13 protein-coding genes are annotated in these 14,730 nt (G+C 59.0%); 10 read left to right on the top strand and 3 right to left on the bottom strand.

Translation table 11 applies throughout. The features are described from left to right. Positions 1-73 precede the first annotated feature (73 nt). From recO to acpS, 3 genes are read left to right on the top strand one after another with little or no spacing between them, the layout of a single operon-like run. Positions 74-814: a DNA repair protein RecO gene (gene recO / locus NWP14_RS15235; RefSeq protein ID WP_095101323.1), complete on the top strand. Its 741-nt coding sequence runs from the start codon at positions 74-76 to the stop codon at positions 812-814. An 8-nt stretch (positions 815-822) separates the two neighbouring features. Continuing rightward, on the top strand, positions 823-1,554 hold the full coding sequence (pdxJ, locus tag NWP14_RS15230; RefSeq protein ID WP_095100201.1) for a pyridoxine 5'-phosphate synthase: 732 nt from the start codon (positions 823-825) through the stop codon (positions 1,552-1,554). After that, the gene (acpS, locus tag NWP14_RS15225) at positions 1,554-1,934 is read left to right on the top strand and encodes a holo-ACP synthase (protein WP_159237913.1); all 381 of its coding nucleotides are present in this window, start codon (positions 1,554-1,556) and stop codon (positions 1,932-1,934) included. Before pdxJ ends, acpS begins: the two co-directional genes overlap by 1 nt. Here the strand turns inward: acpS and NWP14_RS15220 are convergent. Continuing rightward, complete coding sequence (locus NWP14_RS15220; protein ID WP_045856379.1) at positions 1,931-2,191, bottom strand: YfhL family 4Fe-4S dicluster ferredoxin; 261 nt, start codon at positions 2,189-2,191, stop codon at positions 1,931-1,933. The two genes, acpS and NWP14_RS15220, sit on opposite strands and share 4 nt — an antisense overlap. Before the next feature lie 56 nt (positions 2,192-2,247). Then, entirely contained in the window at positions 2,248-3,096 is an 849-nt protein-coding gene (locus NWP14_RS15215; RefSeq protein WP_095100207.1) for a MurR/RpiR family transcriptional regulator, read from the bottom strand. A gap of 219 nt (positions 3,097-3,315) precedes the next feature. Between NWP14_RS15215 and yfhb the strand changes: the two genes are divergently transcribed. Beyond that, on the top strand, positions 3,316-3,939 hold the full coding sequence (gene yfhb / locus NWP14_RS15210) for a phosphatidylglycerophosphatase C (protein WP_375215610.1): 624 nt from the start codon (positions 3,316-3,318) through the stop codon (positions 3,937-3,939). A 61-nt stretch (positions 3,940-4,000) separates the two neighbouring features. Continuing rightward, positions 4,001-4,507 carry a tRNA adenosine(34) deaminase TadA gene (gene tadA / locus NWP14_RS15205; protein ID WP_346430879.1) on the top strand — a complete coding sequence of 169 codons (507 nt, stop codon included), beginning with the start codon at positions 4,001-4,003 and terminating at the stop codon, positions 4,505-4,507. Here tadA and mltF read toward each other — a convergent pair. Beyond that, the gene (gene mltF, locus NWP14_RS15200) at positions 4,504-6,120 is read right to left on the bottom strand and encodes a membrane-bound lytic murein transglycosylase MltF (protein WP_375215598.1); all 1,617 of its coding nucleotides are present in this window, start codon (positions 6,118-6,120) and stop codon (positions 4,504-4,506) included. The genes tadA and mltF overlap by 4 nt on opposite strands. Positions 6,121-6,294: 174 nt before the next feature. Between mltF and purL the strand changes: the two genes are divergently transcribed. The 5 genes from purL (at position 6,295) to glnB (ending at position 14,721) form a co-directional block, all read left to right on the top strand. Further along, entirely contained in the window at positions 6,295-10,182 is a 3,888-nt protein-coding gene (gene purL / locus NWP14_RS15195) for a phosphoribosylformylglycinamidine synthase (protein ID WP_375215597.1), read from the top strand. 652 nt (positions 10,183-10,834) lie between these two features. Beyond that, the gene (locus NWP14_RS15190) at positions 10,835-12,271 is read left to right on the top strand and encodes a sensor histidine kinase KdpD (RefSeq protein WP_095100221.1); all 1,437 of its coding nucleotides are present in this window, start codon (positions 10,835-10,837) and stop codon (positions 12,269-12,271) included. Between the two features lie 17 nt (positions 12,272-12,288). Further along, positions 12,289-12,993 carry a two-component system QseEF-associated lipoprotein QseG gene (gene qseG, locus NWP14_RS15185; RefSeq protein ID WP_189339872.1) on the top strand — a complete coding sequence of 235 codons (705 nt, stop codon included), beginning with the start codon at positions 12,289-12,291 and terminating at the stop codon, positions 12,991-12,993. Continuing rightward, the gene (glrR, locus tag NWP14_RS15180; RefSeq protein WP_095100227.1) at positions 12,980-14,317 is read left to right on the top strand and encodes a two-component system response regulator GlrR; all 1,338 of its coding nucleotides are present in this window, start codon (positions 12,980-12,982) and stop codon (positions 14,315-14,317) included. Before qseG ends, glrR begins: the two co-directional genes overlap by 14 nt. A 65-nt stretch (positions 14,318-14,382) precedes the next feature. Further along, a complete protein-coding gene (gene glnB / locus NWP14_RS15175; protein WP_041146740.1) occupies positions 14,383-14,721 on the top strand; it encodes a nitrogen regulatory protein P-II in 339 nt (112 codons plus the stop codon). Positions 14,722-14,730: the final 9 nt, after the last annotated feature.

Below are 14,730 nucleotides of genomic sequence, written 5' to 3'. Positions count from 1 at the left end.
AGCTTACCGTAGTAAGTGACCAGGGTGTGCGGACGCAGCCAACGCCCCTGCAGCCTGCAAGACGACGCGTATGATGGAAGGCTGGCAGCGCGCTTTCGTTCTGCATAGTCGTCCCTGGAGCGAAACCAGCCTGATGCTGGACGTCTTCACGGAAGAGTCGGGCCGCGTGCGCCTTGTTGCTAAAGGCGCGCGTTCCAAACGCTCCAGCCTCAAAGGCGCTCTCCAACCTTTTACCCCCTTACTGCTCCGCTTTGGCGGCCGTGGCGAAGTCAAAACGCTGCGCAGCGCCGAAGCCGTTTCGCTGGCGCTCCCGCTCAGCGGGATCACGCTCTATAGCGGTCTCTACGTCAATGAGCTGCTCTCCCGCGTGCTCGAACACGAAACCCGCTTCTCTGAACTGTTCTTCGACTACCTGCACTGCCTCCAGGCGCTGGCCGGCGCGAGCGGTTCGCCGGAACCCGCTCTACGGCGTTTCGAGCTGGCCCTGCTCGGACATCTCGGCTACGGCGTCGATTTCCTGCACTGCGCCGGTAGCGGCGAAGCGGTCTCCGATACCATGACCTATCGTTACCGCGAAGAAAAAGGCTTTATCGCCAGCATGGTTATTGATAACAGCAGCTTTACCGGGCACCATTTGAAAGCGCTGGCTAACCGTGAATTTCCGGATAGCGATGCCTTACGTGCTGCCAAACGCTTTACCCGTATCGCCCTGAAGCCGTATCTTGGCGGCAAGCCGCTAAAGAGCCGGGAGCTGTTTCGCCAGTTTATCCCCGCCAGAGCGGCGCGAGCAGATAAAACAAATAATGAACAATGAGGATTGTCATGGCTGAATTACTGTTAGGGGTCAACATTGACCATATCGCTACGCTACGTAACGCTCGCGGCACCGCATACCCGGACCCGGTACAGGCAGCGTTTATCGCCGAGCAGGCCGGCGCCGACGGTATTACCGTGCATCTGCGTGAAGATCGCCGCCATATCACCGACCGCGATGTGCGCATCCTGCGTCAGACGCTGGGTACCCGCATGAATCTCGAAATGGCGGTGACCGAAGAGATGCTGGCTATCGCCTGCGAAACCAAACCGCATTTCTGCTGCCTGGTGCCGGAAAAGCGCCAGGAAGTGACCACCGAGGGCGGCCTGGACGTGGCCGGCCAGCGCGAAAAAATGCGCGATGCCTGCCAGCGTCTTGCCGATGCCGGCATTCTGGTTTCGCTGTTCATTGATGCCGATTTTGCGCAAATTAAGGCGGCGGCGGAAGTCGGCGCGCCCTATATCGAAATTCATACCGGCTGCTACGCGGATGCCGAAAGCGACGCTCAGCAGGCCAAAGAGCTCGAGCGCATTGCGAAAGCGGCCACCTACGCCGCCAGCCTTGGCCTGAAGGTCAATGCCGGACACGGTCTGACCTACCACAACGTCAAGGCCATCGCCCGACTGCCGGAAATGCATGAGCTGAATATCGGCCACGCGATTATCGGTCGCGCGGTGATGAGTGGCCTGAAGGAAGCGGTTGCTGAAATGAAGCGCCTGATGCAGGAAGCCCGTCCTTAATGGCTATTCTCGGGCTGGGCACGGATATCGTTGAAATTGCCCGCATTGAAGCGGTGATCGCCCGTAGCGGCGATCGCCTTGCCCGACGCGTTTTAAGCGATAGCGAGTGGGCAATCTGGGAGCAGCACCAGCAGCCGGTGCGTTTTCTGGCCAAGCGCTTTGCGGTGAAAGAGGCGGCGGCAAAAGCGCTAGGTACCGGGATTCGTAACGGTTTGGCTTTTAACCAGTTTGAAGTCTACAACGATGAGCTGGGTAAACCGAAGCTGCGCTTATGGGGTGAGGCTAAGAATCTGGCGGAGCGTCTGGGAGTCAGCGCGGTTCACGTCACGCTGGCCGATGAGCGCCACTACGCCTGCGCAACGGTAATTATCGAAAGCTAGATTTTATCCGCGTGGTGCATCAGCACAAATTTATCCCACAGCTGCTCTTCGTTCTCGAGGTGCGCCGGATCTTTGAGGATCGTATTGGGGATCGGGCACACTTTTTGACAGGTGGGCGTTTCATAATGGCCCACGCACTCCGTGCAGCGATCGCTGTTAATTTCATAAATGCTATCACCCATCGAAATGGCCTCGTTCGGACACTCCGGTTCGCACATATCGCAGTTGATGCATTTTTTGGTAATTAACAGCGCCATCAGGTAATTCTCAGAAACAACACAAACAGGGCGGGCATTATACGCCCATTTTCTGCTCACACCAGCTTTTTCACCAGCGCCTCGCTGTGGCGAATACGGTCCGGCGCATGCTCAAGATCCTGCTGGACCAGCGCCATAAACAGCAGATCCGTCAGCATCATCTGCGCGCTGGTTGAGGAGATAGCCGCGCTGCGCGTCGCCTGCTCTTCAGCAATGGTATACAGGCACTGTGAGGCCTGCTGCTGCAGCGCGTTGGGGCTGAAGCCGGTGATCGCCAGGATCCGGCAGCCAACGCGCAGGGCTTCTGCCGCCGCCATGTTGATTTCGCGCCGCTCGCCGGAATAGGAGATGGCGAACAGCAGATCGTCCGGCGACATCGCCTGAACGGTGGCCAGCAGGGCGTGCATATCCTGCTCGGCGACGGCGTTAATGCCAATCTTCATCAGCTTCCAGCTGAAGTTGCGCGCCACCAGGCCCGAGGCGCCGATGCCGGTAATAATGACCCGACGGGCGGTACGCAGCAGCGCAACGGCCTCCAGCAGCTTCTCTTCGCTGTTAACGTCCAGCGAGGCGTGCATCGCCGCCACGTTATCCTTAATCAGCTTTTCACCCACCAGACGCAGCGGATCGTCGCCGAGGATCTGGTTATGCACCGGGACCGACTGCGGGTCGGGCGCGCTGGCCAGCGCTTCGCTCAGCGCCAGCTTCAGGGCCGGGAAACCTTTGAAGCCCATCTTCTGGGCGAATTTCACCACGCTGGACTGGCTCACGCCCGCTTCACCCGCCAGCTGCTGGGAGCTCAGGTGCCGGGTCTGGTCCGGCTGGGCGAGGATAAAATCAGCCAGCTTCTTATCGCTTGCCGCCAGAGAGGGGTAGCGCTGGCGAATGCGGATTAAACAGTTCATAGGTTTTCCTGAGGACGGCCTTCACCCTCTGCTGAAAGAATTTTGTATTCGATTATAAGAGGATTATGGCGAATTAAAAATTCTGGCGCTGAGATTTCTTGAGGAACGACCTTAACCCAAATTCAACGCCCGCAGATGTTTTTAATATTAAGGGTGCAAGGCTGGTAAGCTATCGGCTGCTGGAATGACTAAAAGAAGAGGTCGGGTTTGAATAGCGTTATGCGTCGGGTGGTCTTTTTTGATCTTGATGGAACCCTGCACCAGCAGGATATGTTTGGCAGCTTCATACGCTACGTGTTGCGTCATCAGCCTCTGAATCTGCTGCCGGTGATGCTGTTGCTGCCGCTTATCCTCGGCGGGCTGCTGGTCAACGGCAGGGCGGCGCGCTGGCCGATGAGCCTGCTGCTGTGGGCGTCCACCTGCGGGCGCAGCGAGGCGAAGCTCAAGCGCCTGGAGGCGAACTTCGTCCGCTGGTTTCGCCAGCACGTGACGGCGTTCCCGGTGGTGCATGCCCGGCTAACGGGCTATTTGACCAGCACCGATGCCGACGTCTGGCTGATCACCGGTTCGCCGCAGTCGCTGGTGGAGCAGGTCTATTTTGATACGCCCTGGCTACCGAGGGTGAACGTGATTGCCAGCAGGATGGCGCGGCGCTACGGCGGCTGGGTCCTGACTCTGCGCTGCCTGGGTCATGAAAAAGTGGTGCAGCTGGAGCAACAAATTGGCGCGCCGCTGCGGCTGTATAGCGGCTACAGCGACAGCGAGCAGGATAATCCGCTGCTCTGCTTTTGCCAGCACCGCTGGCGGGTGACGCCGCAGGGCGACCTGCATCAGCTAGAGTGATAGTGTCTAATGCGCGGCCGGCATGTATAATGCGCCCCGCTTTTGCACAGGAGTCCCCGCTTTGTCTGACCATGAACGCAATGATGAATACTGGATGCGTCACGCTTTGACGCTGGCTAAACGCGCCTGGGAAGAGGGCGAAGTGCCGGTGGGCGCCGTGCTGGTACACAATAACCAGGTCATTGGCGAGGGCTGGAATCGTCCAATCGGCCGTCACGATCCGACCGCGCATGCCGAGATCATGGCCATACGCCAGGGCGGGCTGGTGCTGCAAAACTACCGCCTGATTGACGCCACGCTATACGTCACCCTTGAGCCCTGCGTGATGTGCGCCGGGGCGATGGTGCATAGCCGCATCTCGCGCCTGGTTTTCGGCGCCCGGGATGCCAAAACCGGCGCCGCCGGATCGCTGATCGACGTGCTGCACCATCCGGGGATGAACCATCGGGTTGAGATCGCCGAAGGCGTTCTCGCTGAGTCGTGTTCGGCAATGCTGAGCGATTTTTTCCGCTGGCGGCGGGAAGAGAAAAAGGCGCTAAAGAAGGCGCGCCAGGAAAGCGAGGGCTAGTGGCCCAGCCCGGGGATTTTGAATTTGGCGTTATCGACCAGCGCTTCGGCGCGGAATTTGAAGAACGGTAGCGTCTGCTCTTCCTTTTTATCTACCTCATCCGGCATAACCGCCGGATAGTCGCCGGCCATCGCCAGCGCCTGCTCGTCCTTGCTCTCCTTCTCGGAAAGATAGCCGACCAGGCTGATATGGTATTTGCGAATATTCTCGACGTAAGCGTACGCTTCATGGCCCCGCGCGTAGCCGTATTTCAGCCTGCTGTAGTAGGATTTTTGGCTGAGAAGCGGGAGGCGCTGCTTTACGTCTGCCCAGCTGTCGGGGTTACCCTTTTGTTTTTTCGTCAGGGCGATGGCGTCAAGAATATGCGCATAGCCCATATTGTAAGCCGCCAGCGCAAACCAGATCCGCTCATCTTTGGGTACCGAATCCGGAACCTTATTCATCATATCCTGCAGATAACGCATGCCGCCGTTGATACTCTGTTCGGCATCGGTGCGGTCGGTTAATCCCAGGCTCTGGGCGGTGTTTCTGGTGAGCATCATCATCCCGCGAACTCCGGTCGGCGAGGTCGCCTGCGGGTCCCAGTGCGACTCCTGCCATGAAATAGCCGCCAGCAGACGCCAGTCGATCTGTCGGGCATATTTTTCAAACATCGGCTGCAGATCCGGCAGGATATTTTCTACCGCTCGCAGGAAGGTTCGCGTATCGACATAATCGAAATCGTTGCCGTGCCCGAGATACTTTTCTTCCAGCCGCGCCAGCGTGCCGTCTTCATTAATGTTGTTGAAGAAATCGAGCATCGCCGCCGATAGCGAATTGTCATCGCTCTTTACGCTAAACCAGGTCACCGGCTGCTCATCGGTGATGTCCAGCGCGACCGCCAGCTCAGGATGAACGCGCTGAAACAGGCTGACCGCTACGGAATCGGCGATGGTGTAGTCCAGGTCGCCATCGATGACCGCCTGCATCAGCGCCGTGGTGCCGCGCTTTTCATCGACGCGCCAGCTGAGATCGGGATATTTACTGCCCTTTAGGTTCTGCAGGTCGTTAATGGCGACGTGGCCCGGCGCGATAACCAGCTGGTCTGCATTGAGGTTAGCAAGGGTGCGCGGGCGAGTGCTGCCGACCCGGTAGACCAGCTGCTGCGATACGGAGTAGTAGCTCGGTCCCGGCTGATAGTTCTTCACCCGCTCGGAGTTATAGACCAGCCCTGCGCCGAGCATGTCGGCCTTGCCGTCATCCAGATCGTCAAAGAGCTGGCTGATATTCTGCCGGACGGTGACCTTGAGCTTGACGCCGAGGTAGTCGGCGAACTGCTGCGCCAGCTCGTAATCAAGGCCGTAGGTTTTGTCATTGATGGTCGCAAAGGTCATCGGTGAGTTGATGGTGCTGATCCGCAGCTCTCCGCGCGACATAATTCCCGCCACGCGGTTCTCTGGTTTGCCCGACCACGGGATCGACGGCCACAGGGCAGCCGCCAGCAACAAGGTAACAATGCCGATGAGCAGATAATTAATCTTTAGTTTTTTCAGATAGTTAATCTTCTGCAGCTCTGTGTTCCTCAGCAGACTATGACCAGAAAAAGTAAAAGGTTGTCGATGAATGAGCGGCATTTTGCTTAAGAATGCGCCAGTTGGCAACTTATTCGCGATAGGGGTCACATTTATTGGTAAACACAGGGAATGATTTTATTTCCACGCAAACGGTTTCGTCAGGGCACAGGATTCACTATAATAGCGCCCGTTTCCCCCCTGGCTCATATTGAAAGCTTCGAAGACGAGAGACTTATGATGGAAATTTTGCGTGGTTCGCCTGCACTGTCGGCATTTCGTATTAATAAACTGCTGGCACGTTTTCAGGCGGCCAACATACCGGTAAGCACAATATATGCAGAGTATGTTCATTTTGCCGACCTGAACGCCCCGCTCGGCGGTGAGGATCGCGAGAGGCTGGCACGACTGCTCAAGTATGGCCCAAGCTTAAGTAGCCATACCCCAACCGGTAAATTACTGCTCGTCACCCCCCGCCCTGGCACCATCTCCCCCTGGTCTTCTAAAGCTACCGATATTGCCCATAACTGCGGCCTGGCACAGGTTGTGCGCCTTGAGCGCGGCGTGGCGTACTACGTTGAAGCCGGTACGCTGAGCGCTGAGCAGTGGGCCGTCGTTGCGGCTGAACTGCACGACCGGATGATGGAAAGCATATTTGACGCGCTGGAAGAGGGCGAGAAGCTGTTCGCTCAGCATCAACCTGCGCCGGTCACCAGCGTTGACCTGCTGGGCCAGGGCCGCCAGGCGCTGATCGACGCTAACCTCCGTCTGGGGCTGGCGCTGGCGGAAGATGAAATCGACTATCTGCAGGATGCCTTCAAAACGCTGGGCCGTAATCCGAACGATATCGAACTGTATATGTTCGCGCAGGCTAACTCCGAGCACTGCCGCCACAAGATTTTTAACGCCGATTGGGTTATCGACGGCGAACAGCAGCCGAAGTCGCTGTTTAAGATGATCAAAAATACCTTTGAGAAGACCCCGGACTACGTTCTGTCTGCCTATAAAGACAACGCCGCGGTTATGGAAGGTTCAGAAGTCGGTCGCTTCTTTGCCAGCCATCAGGAAGGGATTTATGACTACCATCAGGAAGCGGCGCATATCCTGATGAAGGTAGAAACGCATAACCACCCGACGGCGATTTCCCCGTGGCCGGGCGCGGCGACCGGTTCCGGCGGCGAAATCCGCGATGAAGGCGCAACCGGACGCGGGGCGAAACCCAAAGCGGGCCTGGTCGGGTTCTCGGTTTCTAACCTGCGCATCCCGGGCTTCGAACAGCCGTGGGAAGAAGATTTTGGCAAACCGGACCGCATTGTCACCGCGTTGGATATCATGACCGACGGCCCGCTGGGCGGCGCGGCGTTTAACAACGAATTTGGTCGTCCGGCGCTGAACGGCTACTTCCGCACCTATGAAGAAAAGGTTACCAGCCACAACGGTGAAGAGCTGCGCGGCTATCACAAGCCGATCATGCTGGCTGGCGGCATCGGCAACATTCGCGCTGAGCACGTCCAGAAAGGTGAAATTATCGTTGGGGCGAAGCTTATTGTTCTCGGCGGCCCGGCGATGAACATTGGCCTCGGCGGCGGAGCAGCATCGTCTATGGCATCCGGTCAGTCTGATGCGGACCTCGATTTTGCCTCCGTACAGCGTGACAACCCGGAAATGGAGCGCCGCTGTCAGGAGGTCATTGACCGCTGCTGGCAGCTGGGCGAAGCCAACCCGATTCTCTTTATTCACGACGTCGGCGCGGGCGGTCTTTCGAACGCGATGCCGGAGCTGGTTAGCGACGGCGGCCGCGGCGGCAAATTCCAGCTGCGCGATATTCTCAGCGATGAGCCGGGTATGAGCCCGCTGGAAATCTGGTGCAACGAATCGCAGGAGCGCTACGTGCTGGCGGTGGCACCGGACCAGCTGCCGCTGTTCGACGAGCTGTGCCGCCGCGAGCGCGCGCCTTACGCCGTGATCGGCGACGCTACCGAAGAGCTGCATCTGAATATGAGCGACAGCCATTTCAACGACCAGCCGATCGATCTGCCCTTGGACGTGCTGTTGGGCAAAACGCCGAAAATGACCCGCGACGTGCAGACCCTGAAGGCGAAAGGTGAAGCGCTGAATCGCCAGGGAATGACCGTTGCCGATGCGGTAAATCGCGTTCTGCACCTGCCGGCGGTGGCGGAGAAAACCTTCCTCGTCACCATCGGCGACCGTACCGTTACCGGCATGGTGGCGCGCGATCAGATGGTTGGTCCGTGGCAGATCCCGGTGGCTAACTGTGCGGTCACCACCGCCAGCCTCGATAGCTACTACGGCGAAGCGATGGCCCTTGGCGAACGTACGCCGGTGGCGTTACTGGACTTTGCCGCCTCCGCCCGTCTGGCGGTAGGCGAAGCGCTGACCAACATGGCGGCAACGCAGATTGGTGCGCTGAATCGCGTGAAGCTTTCGGCAAACTGGATGGCGGCGGCCGGACACCCGGGCGAAGATGCCGGCCTGTACGAAGCGGTGAAGGCGGTTGGTGAAGAGCTGTGTCCGGCTCTGGGCCTGACTATCCCGGTCGGCAAAGATTCGATGTCGATGAAAACCCGCTGGCAGGAAGGCAGCGAGCAGCGCGAGATGACTTCTCCGCTGTCGCTGGTGATCACCGCTTTTGCCCGCGTGGAAGATGTGCGTCGTACCGTGACGCCGCAACTCTCCAGCGAAGACAACGCCCTGCTGCTGATTGATTTAGGCAACGGCCGCAACGCGCTGGGCGCGACCGCGCTGGCGCAGGTTTATCGCCAGCTGGGCGATACCCCGGCAGACGTTCGCGACGTTGCGCAGCTGAAAGGCTTCTGGGACGCAATGCAGGCGCTGGTGGCCGAACGCAAGCTGCTGGCTTACCACGACCGTTCTGACGGCGGCCTGCTGGTGACGCTGGCTGAGATGGCCTTTACCGGCCACTGCGGCCTGACGGCGGACATTGCCGCGCTGGGCGACGATAGCCTGGCGGCGCTGTTCAACGAAGAGCTCGGCGCGGTTATTCAGGTTCGCGCCGCGGATCGCGAGGCGGTTGAAGCGCTGCTGGCGTCCCACGGCCTGGCGGAGTGCACCCACTACCTCGGTCAGGCAACGGCGGGCGACCGCTTTGTCATCACCGCCGACGGCAGCCCGGTATTCAGCGAAAGCCGCTCTACGCTGCGTACGTGGTGGGCAGAAACCACCTGGCAGATGCAGCGTCTGCGCGATAACCCCGAGTGCGCCGATAGCGAACACGCCGCGAAAAGCAACGATAGCGATCCGGGCCTCAACGTTAAGCTCTCCTTCGATATCAGCGAAGATATCGCCGCGCCGTACATTGCGACCGGCGCGCGTCCGAAGGTGGCGGTACTGCGCGAGCAGGGCGTCAACTCGCACGTGGAGATGGCCGCGGCCTTCCATCGCGCGGGCTTTGATGCCGTTGACGTGCATATGAGCGACCTGCTTGCGGGCCGTACCGGTCTTGCCGACTTCCAGGCGCTGGTTGCCTGCGGCGGCTTCTCCTACGGCGACGTGCTGGGGGCGGGCGAAGGCTGGGCGAAATCGATTCTGTTCAACGACCGCGTGCGCGATGAGTTTGCGACCTTCTTCCATCGTCCGCAGACCCTGGCGCTGGGCGTGTGTAACGGCTGTCAGATGATGTCGAACCTGCGGGAGCTGATCCCGGGAAGCGACCTGTGGCCGCGCTTCGTGCGTAACTACTCTGACCGCTTTGAGGCGCGCTTCAGCCTGGTCGAAGTGACGCAAAGCCCGTCTCTGCTGCTGCAGGGAATGGTCGGCTCCATGATGCCCATCGCCGTTTCTCACGGTGAAGGGCAGGTGGAGGTGCGCGACGGCGCGCATCTGGCGCAGCTTGAGAGCAAAGGGCTGGTCGCGCTACGCTTCGTGGATAACTTCGGTAAAGTCACCGAAAGCTACCCGGCGAACCCGAACGGCTCGCCGAACGGGATTACCGCCGTCACCAGCGAAAGCGGTCGTGCCACCATCATGATGCCGCACCCTGAGCGCGTCTTCCGTACCGTGGCAAACTCCTGGCACCCGGAAAACTGGGGAGAGGACAGCCCGTGGATGCGTATTTTCCGCAATGCGCGTAAGCAGTTAGGCTAAACCGGCTCCTGGTTCCTTGCTCTAAAAGGCCTCCCGCGAAAGCGGGGGGCCTTTTTGTTTGTGATGGGTATCGCAGCAGGGTGTCGGGATTTACCGACAAACGCGAGGAAGGAGTGTCTCCAAAAGGAGACATTTAATTCATTGATTTTAAAAGGGGTTACCAGGCCGGTTGTGAAGCGTTGCTAAATGGCGACAGTGTGGTTAAAAAACAGACACCATCGTTTGGGGTGATAAGTATAGAAAATCTATTATATTTCATTGTGTTAATAAAATGTTTTGTAATGTGGCATAGAACGTGCATAATAATATGCAGTGGCTCATTCACCTTCTTATGTCAGCCCCTTCGGGACGCGCTACATAAACTTCGAATGACGCACAACAAGGTGCCTGCCGTCCAACTCCTGATAATAGCTCTGCTTTATCAGCCATCGGGCGAAACGTCGAGTTAGGCACCGCCTTATTTCTTAATAAAGCCAGGCACTTGCCTGGCTTTATTATTTCCGCTCCAGGGCAAGCCAGCGGCGTGATTATCCGCTCCGCTGATGGGCCTCGCCCTGACTTGTCGCCTTTCGCGCAGATCTGCTGATTGCACCTGTTACTCTGCGGCGTCCTCAGTTAGCATCATCTTAAGCTAATGTTTGAGGCTATATACTTGAAGCGACTCTCTCTTTTCCCCCGCTCATTGCGCCAGCTGGTGACGCTCTCCTTTGTGCTGATCCTGCTACCCCTGCTGGTTCTGGCCTGGCAGGCGTGGCAAAGCCTGAACGCCCTCAGCGCCCAGGCTGCGCACATCAACCGGACCACGCTGGTCGATGCTCGTCGCAGCGAGGCAATGATTAACGCTTCGCTGGAAATGGAGCGCAGCTACCGCCAGTACTGCGTGCTGGACGATCCGACTCTGGCGAAGGTTTATCAGAATCAGCGCCAGCGCTACAGCGAAATGCTGGACGCGCACGCCGGCGTTCTGCCGGATGAGAAAATCTGGCAGGCGCTGAGCCAGGATTTGAGCGACCTGGCGCAGCTGAGATGTAAAAACAGCAGCCCAGACGCAAAGTCCGCAGAGAGCCTGGAAGCCTTCGCCACGGCCAACAGCGTCATGGTGCAGGCCACCCGAACGGTCGTTTATTCGCGCGGGCAGCAGCTCCAGCAGGAGATCGCCGAACGCGGGCAGTTCTTCGGCTGGCAGGCGCTGGTGCTGTTCCTGCTGAGCCTGGCGCTGGTGCTGCTGTTTACCCGCATGATCATCGGCCCGGTAAAAGGGATTGAGAAAATGATTAACCGGCTGGGGGAAGGGAAGTCGCTGGATAACGCGGCGCTGTTCACCGGGCCGCGCGAGCTGCGCTCGGTCGGCGAGCGCATCATCTGGCTGAGCGAGCGCCTGGCCTGGCTGGAGTCGCAGCGGCATCAGTTTTTACGTCATCTCTCGCATGAGCTGAAAACGCCGTTAGCCAGCATGCGGGAAGGTACGGAGCTGCTCGCCGACCGCGTCGCCGGGCCTTTGACCGCCGAGCAGCAGGAAATTGTCGAGATCCTCGACAGCAGCAGCCGCAATCTGCAAAAGCTGATTGAACAGCTGCTTGATTACAACCGTAAACAGGCCGACGGCCCGGTGGCGCGCGAGACGGTGAACCTTGCGGAGCTGGTAGAAAGCGTTGTCTCCGCCCACAGCCTGCCGGCAAGAGCTAAACTGATGCGAACGGATCTCAGCCTGGAGGCCAGGTTCTGCCAGGCGGAGCCGGCTTTGCTGGCGAGCGTGCTGGATAATCTCTATTCCAATGCGGTGCACTATGGTGCTGAATCCGGTAACATTCACATTCACAGCTACCGGCACGGCGAGCAGGTGCGCATCGACGTTAGCAACAGCGGCGAGCCGATACCGCCGGTGGAAAGAAAAATGATTTTTGAGCCCTTTTATCAGGGAAGTCACCAGCGTAAAGGGGCGGTAAAAGGCAGCGGTCTCGGGCTAAGCATTGCGCGGGACTGCGTGCGACAAATGCAGGGTGAGCTAAGCCTGGTCGACGATATACCCGGGCTGATCTGTTTTCGCATCACGCTACCCACCGGCGAGCCGGGAAAAATCAACACATGAATCAACAATGGGTGACTATGTCCCACTTTTTCGCATGGGTTCGTCCCGTCAAAGTCTGGCTGCTGTCCGGCGTTTCTTGCCTTGCGCTGGCCGGATGTTCCGCGGCTTTATCGCCGCATACGGCAAACGACAAAGCGCAGCCCGAGCTGCCGCAGCACCAGGTGGCGGATTTCCTCTCGGTTGATTGCGCAGATATCTGGTCTCTGAACGGTGATATCAGCGACAAAAATCCGCTCTACTGGCTGCGCGGAATTGACTGCGCCGATCGCCTTGCTCCGGTACAGGCGCGGGCGGAAGCCCGGCAGCACGGTGACGACCGCTGGCAGGATGCGTTTAAGCGCGGCATTTTGCTGGCGGACGCCAAAATTACCCCGGACGAGCGGCGCGAGCTGGTTTCTCGCCTGGATACCTTCAGCTCCCAAATTGCCGTGCAGGTGCGCCCGCTTTATCAGCTCTGGCGCGACGGCCAGAGCCGCCAGCTGCAGCTGGTGGACGAACGTTCCCGCTACGCGAAGCTACAGCAGACCAGCGATGCCGAGCTCGACGCGCTGCGCCAGCAGGAGCAGCAGCTGCGCGGCGAGCTGGAGCTCACGACGCGTAAGCTGGAAAATCTCACCGATATCGAACGTCAGCTCTCCACCCGTAAGCCGGGAGGGAATTTTAATTCTGACGTCGGACACGGTAGCGATAAAGTCCCGGAGGCCAATCATGACGAGCCGTAAACCCGCGCGCCTGCTGCTGGTGGACGATGACCCAGGGCTGCTGAAGCTGCTTGGGATGCGCCTTGTCAGCGAAGGATACAGCGTGGTCACTGCCGAAAGCGGCCCCGAGGCGCTGCGCGTGCTGGGGCGCGATAAGGTCGACCTGGTGGTCAGCGATTTACGCATGGATGAAATGGACGGCCTGCAGCTGTTTGCCGAAATCCAGAAGGTGCAGCCGGGAATGCCGGTGATTATTCTCACCGCCCACGGATCGATTCCGGAGGCGGTGGCCGCGACCCAGCAGGGAGTGTTCAGCTTCCTGACCAAGCCGGTAGATAAGGATGCGCTGTACAAAGCCATTGATGACGCCCTGGAGCACAGCGCGCCGGCGACGGATGAGCGCTGGCGCCAGGCGATTGTGACCCGTAGCCCGCTGATGCAGCGTCTGCTTGAGCAGGCGGGCATGGTGGCGCAGTCGGACGTCAGCGTGCTGATTAACGGCCAGAGCGGCACCGGCAAAGAGATCGTCGCCCAGGCGATTCATAACGCCAGCCCGCGCCACGCTAAGCCGTTTGTCGCCATTAACTGCGGCGCCCTGCCGGAACAGCTGCTGGAGTCGGAGCTGTTTGGCCACGCCCGCGGCGCCTTTACCGGCGCGGTCAGCAATCGGGAAGGGCTGTTTCAGGCCGCCGAAGGGGGAACGCTGTTCCTCGATGAGATCGGCGATATGCCGGTGGCCCTGCAGGTAAAACTGCTGCGCGTCCTGCAGGAGCGAAAGGTCCGCCCGCTGGGCAGCAACCGCGACATCGACATCGACGTGCGGATCATCTCCGCCACCCACCGCGACCTGCCTAAGGCGATGGCCCGCGGCGAGTTCCGCGAAGATCTGTTTTATCGCCTGAACGTGGTGAACCTGAAGATCCCGCCTCTCGCCGATCGCACCGAGGATATTCCGCTTCTTGCCAACCATCTGCTGCGGCAGTCGGCCGACCGGCACAAGCCGTTTGTCCGCGCCTTCTCGACCGATGCGATGAAGCGGCTGATGGCCGCCAAATGGCCGGGCAACGTGCGTCAGCTGGTGAACGTGATTGAGCAGTGCGTGGCGCTGACCTCATCGCCGGTGATCAGCGACGCGCTGGTGGAGCAGGCGCTGGAAGGCGAGAATACCGCGCTGCCGACTTTCGTTGAGGCGCGCAATCAGTTTGAGCTGAACTACCTGCGCAAGCTGCTGCAAATAACCAAAGGCAACGTGACGCACGCGGCCAGAATGGCCGGGCGCAACCGCACCGAATTTTATAAACTGCTGTCGCGCCACGAGCTCGACGCCAACGACTTTAAAGAGTAGCTCCTCGGCATAGCGCAAGTTATGATACGGTAAGCAACCGGTTACGCGACTAAGACAGGAACACCATGAAAAAGATTGATGCGATTATTAAACCTTTCAAGCTGGATGACGTGCGTGAAGCGCTGGCGGAAGTCGGCATCACCGGGATGACGGTAACGGAAGTGAAGGGCTTTGGCCGTCAGAAGGGCCATACCGAGCTGTACCGCGGTGCGGAGTATATGGTGGATTTTCTGCCAAAAGTGAAAATCGAAATCGTGGTCACTGATGATATCGTCGATACCTGCGTGGATACTATTATCCGCACGGCGCAGACCGGTAAAATCGGCGATGGCAAAATCTTTGTCTTTGACGTGGCGCGCGTGATCCGTATCCGTACCGGCGAAGAAGACGACGAAGCGATTTAAGTTTTAACC

It is taken from the genome of Klebsiella sp. C349492 (assembly GCF_042055345.1).
Lineage (GTDB): Bacteria > Pseudomonadota > Gammaproteobacteria > Enterobacterales > Enterobacteriaceae > Klebsiella > Klebsiella scottii.
Note: the sequence above shows the minus strand (reverse complement) of the source record. Positions and strands in the feature narration are given on the sequence as shown.

Excerpts from the sequence above, each read along its gene's own strand:
- recO (WP_095101323.1), top strand. The coding sequence starts at position 74 with ATGGAAGGCTGGCAGCGCGCTTTCGTTCTGCATAGTCGTCCCTGGAGC.
- pdxJ (WP_095100201.1), top strand. The coding sequence starts at position 823 with ATGGCTGAATTACTGTTAGGGGTCAACATTGACCATATCGCTACGCTA.
- acpS (WP_159237913.1), top strand. The coding sequence starts at position 1,554 with ATGGCTATTCTCGGGCTGGGCACGGATATCGTTGAAATTGCCCGCATT.
- NWP14_RS15220 (WP_045856379.1), bottom strand. The coding sequence starts at position 2,191 with ATGGCGCTGTTAATTACCAAAAAATGCATCAACTGCGATATGTGCGAA.
- NWP14_RS15215 (WP_095100207.1), bottom strand. The coding sequence starts at position 3,096 with ATGAACTGTTTAATCCGCATTCGCCAGCGCTACCCCTCTCTGGCGGCA.
- yfhb (WP_375215610.1), top strand. The coding sequence starts at position 3,316 with ATGCGTCGGGTGGTCTTTTTTGATCTTGATGGAACCCTGCACCAGCAG.
- mltF (WP_375215598.1), bottom strand. The coding sequence starts at position 6,120 with ATGCCGCTCATTCATCGACAACCTTTTACTTTTTCTGGTCATAGTCTG.
- purL (WP_375215597.1), top strand. The coding sequence starts at position 6,295 with ATGATGGAAATTTTGCGTGGTTCGCCTGCACTGTCGGCATTTCGTATT.
- qseG (WP_189339872.1), top strand. The coding sequence starts at position 12,289 with ATGTCCCACTTTTTCGCATGGGTTCGTCCCGTCAAAGTCTGGCTGCTG.
- glrR (WP_095100227.1), top strand. The coding sequence starts at position 12,980 with ATGACGAGCCGTAAACCCGCGCGCCTGCTGCTGGTGGACGATGACCCA.
- glnB (WP_041146740.1), top strand. The coding sequence starts at position 14,383 with ATGAAAAAGATTGATGCGATTATTAAACCTTTCAAGCTGGATGACGTG.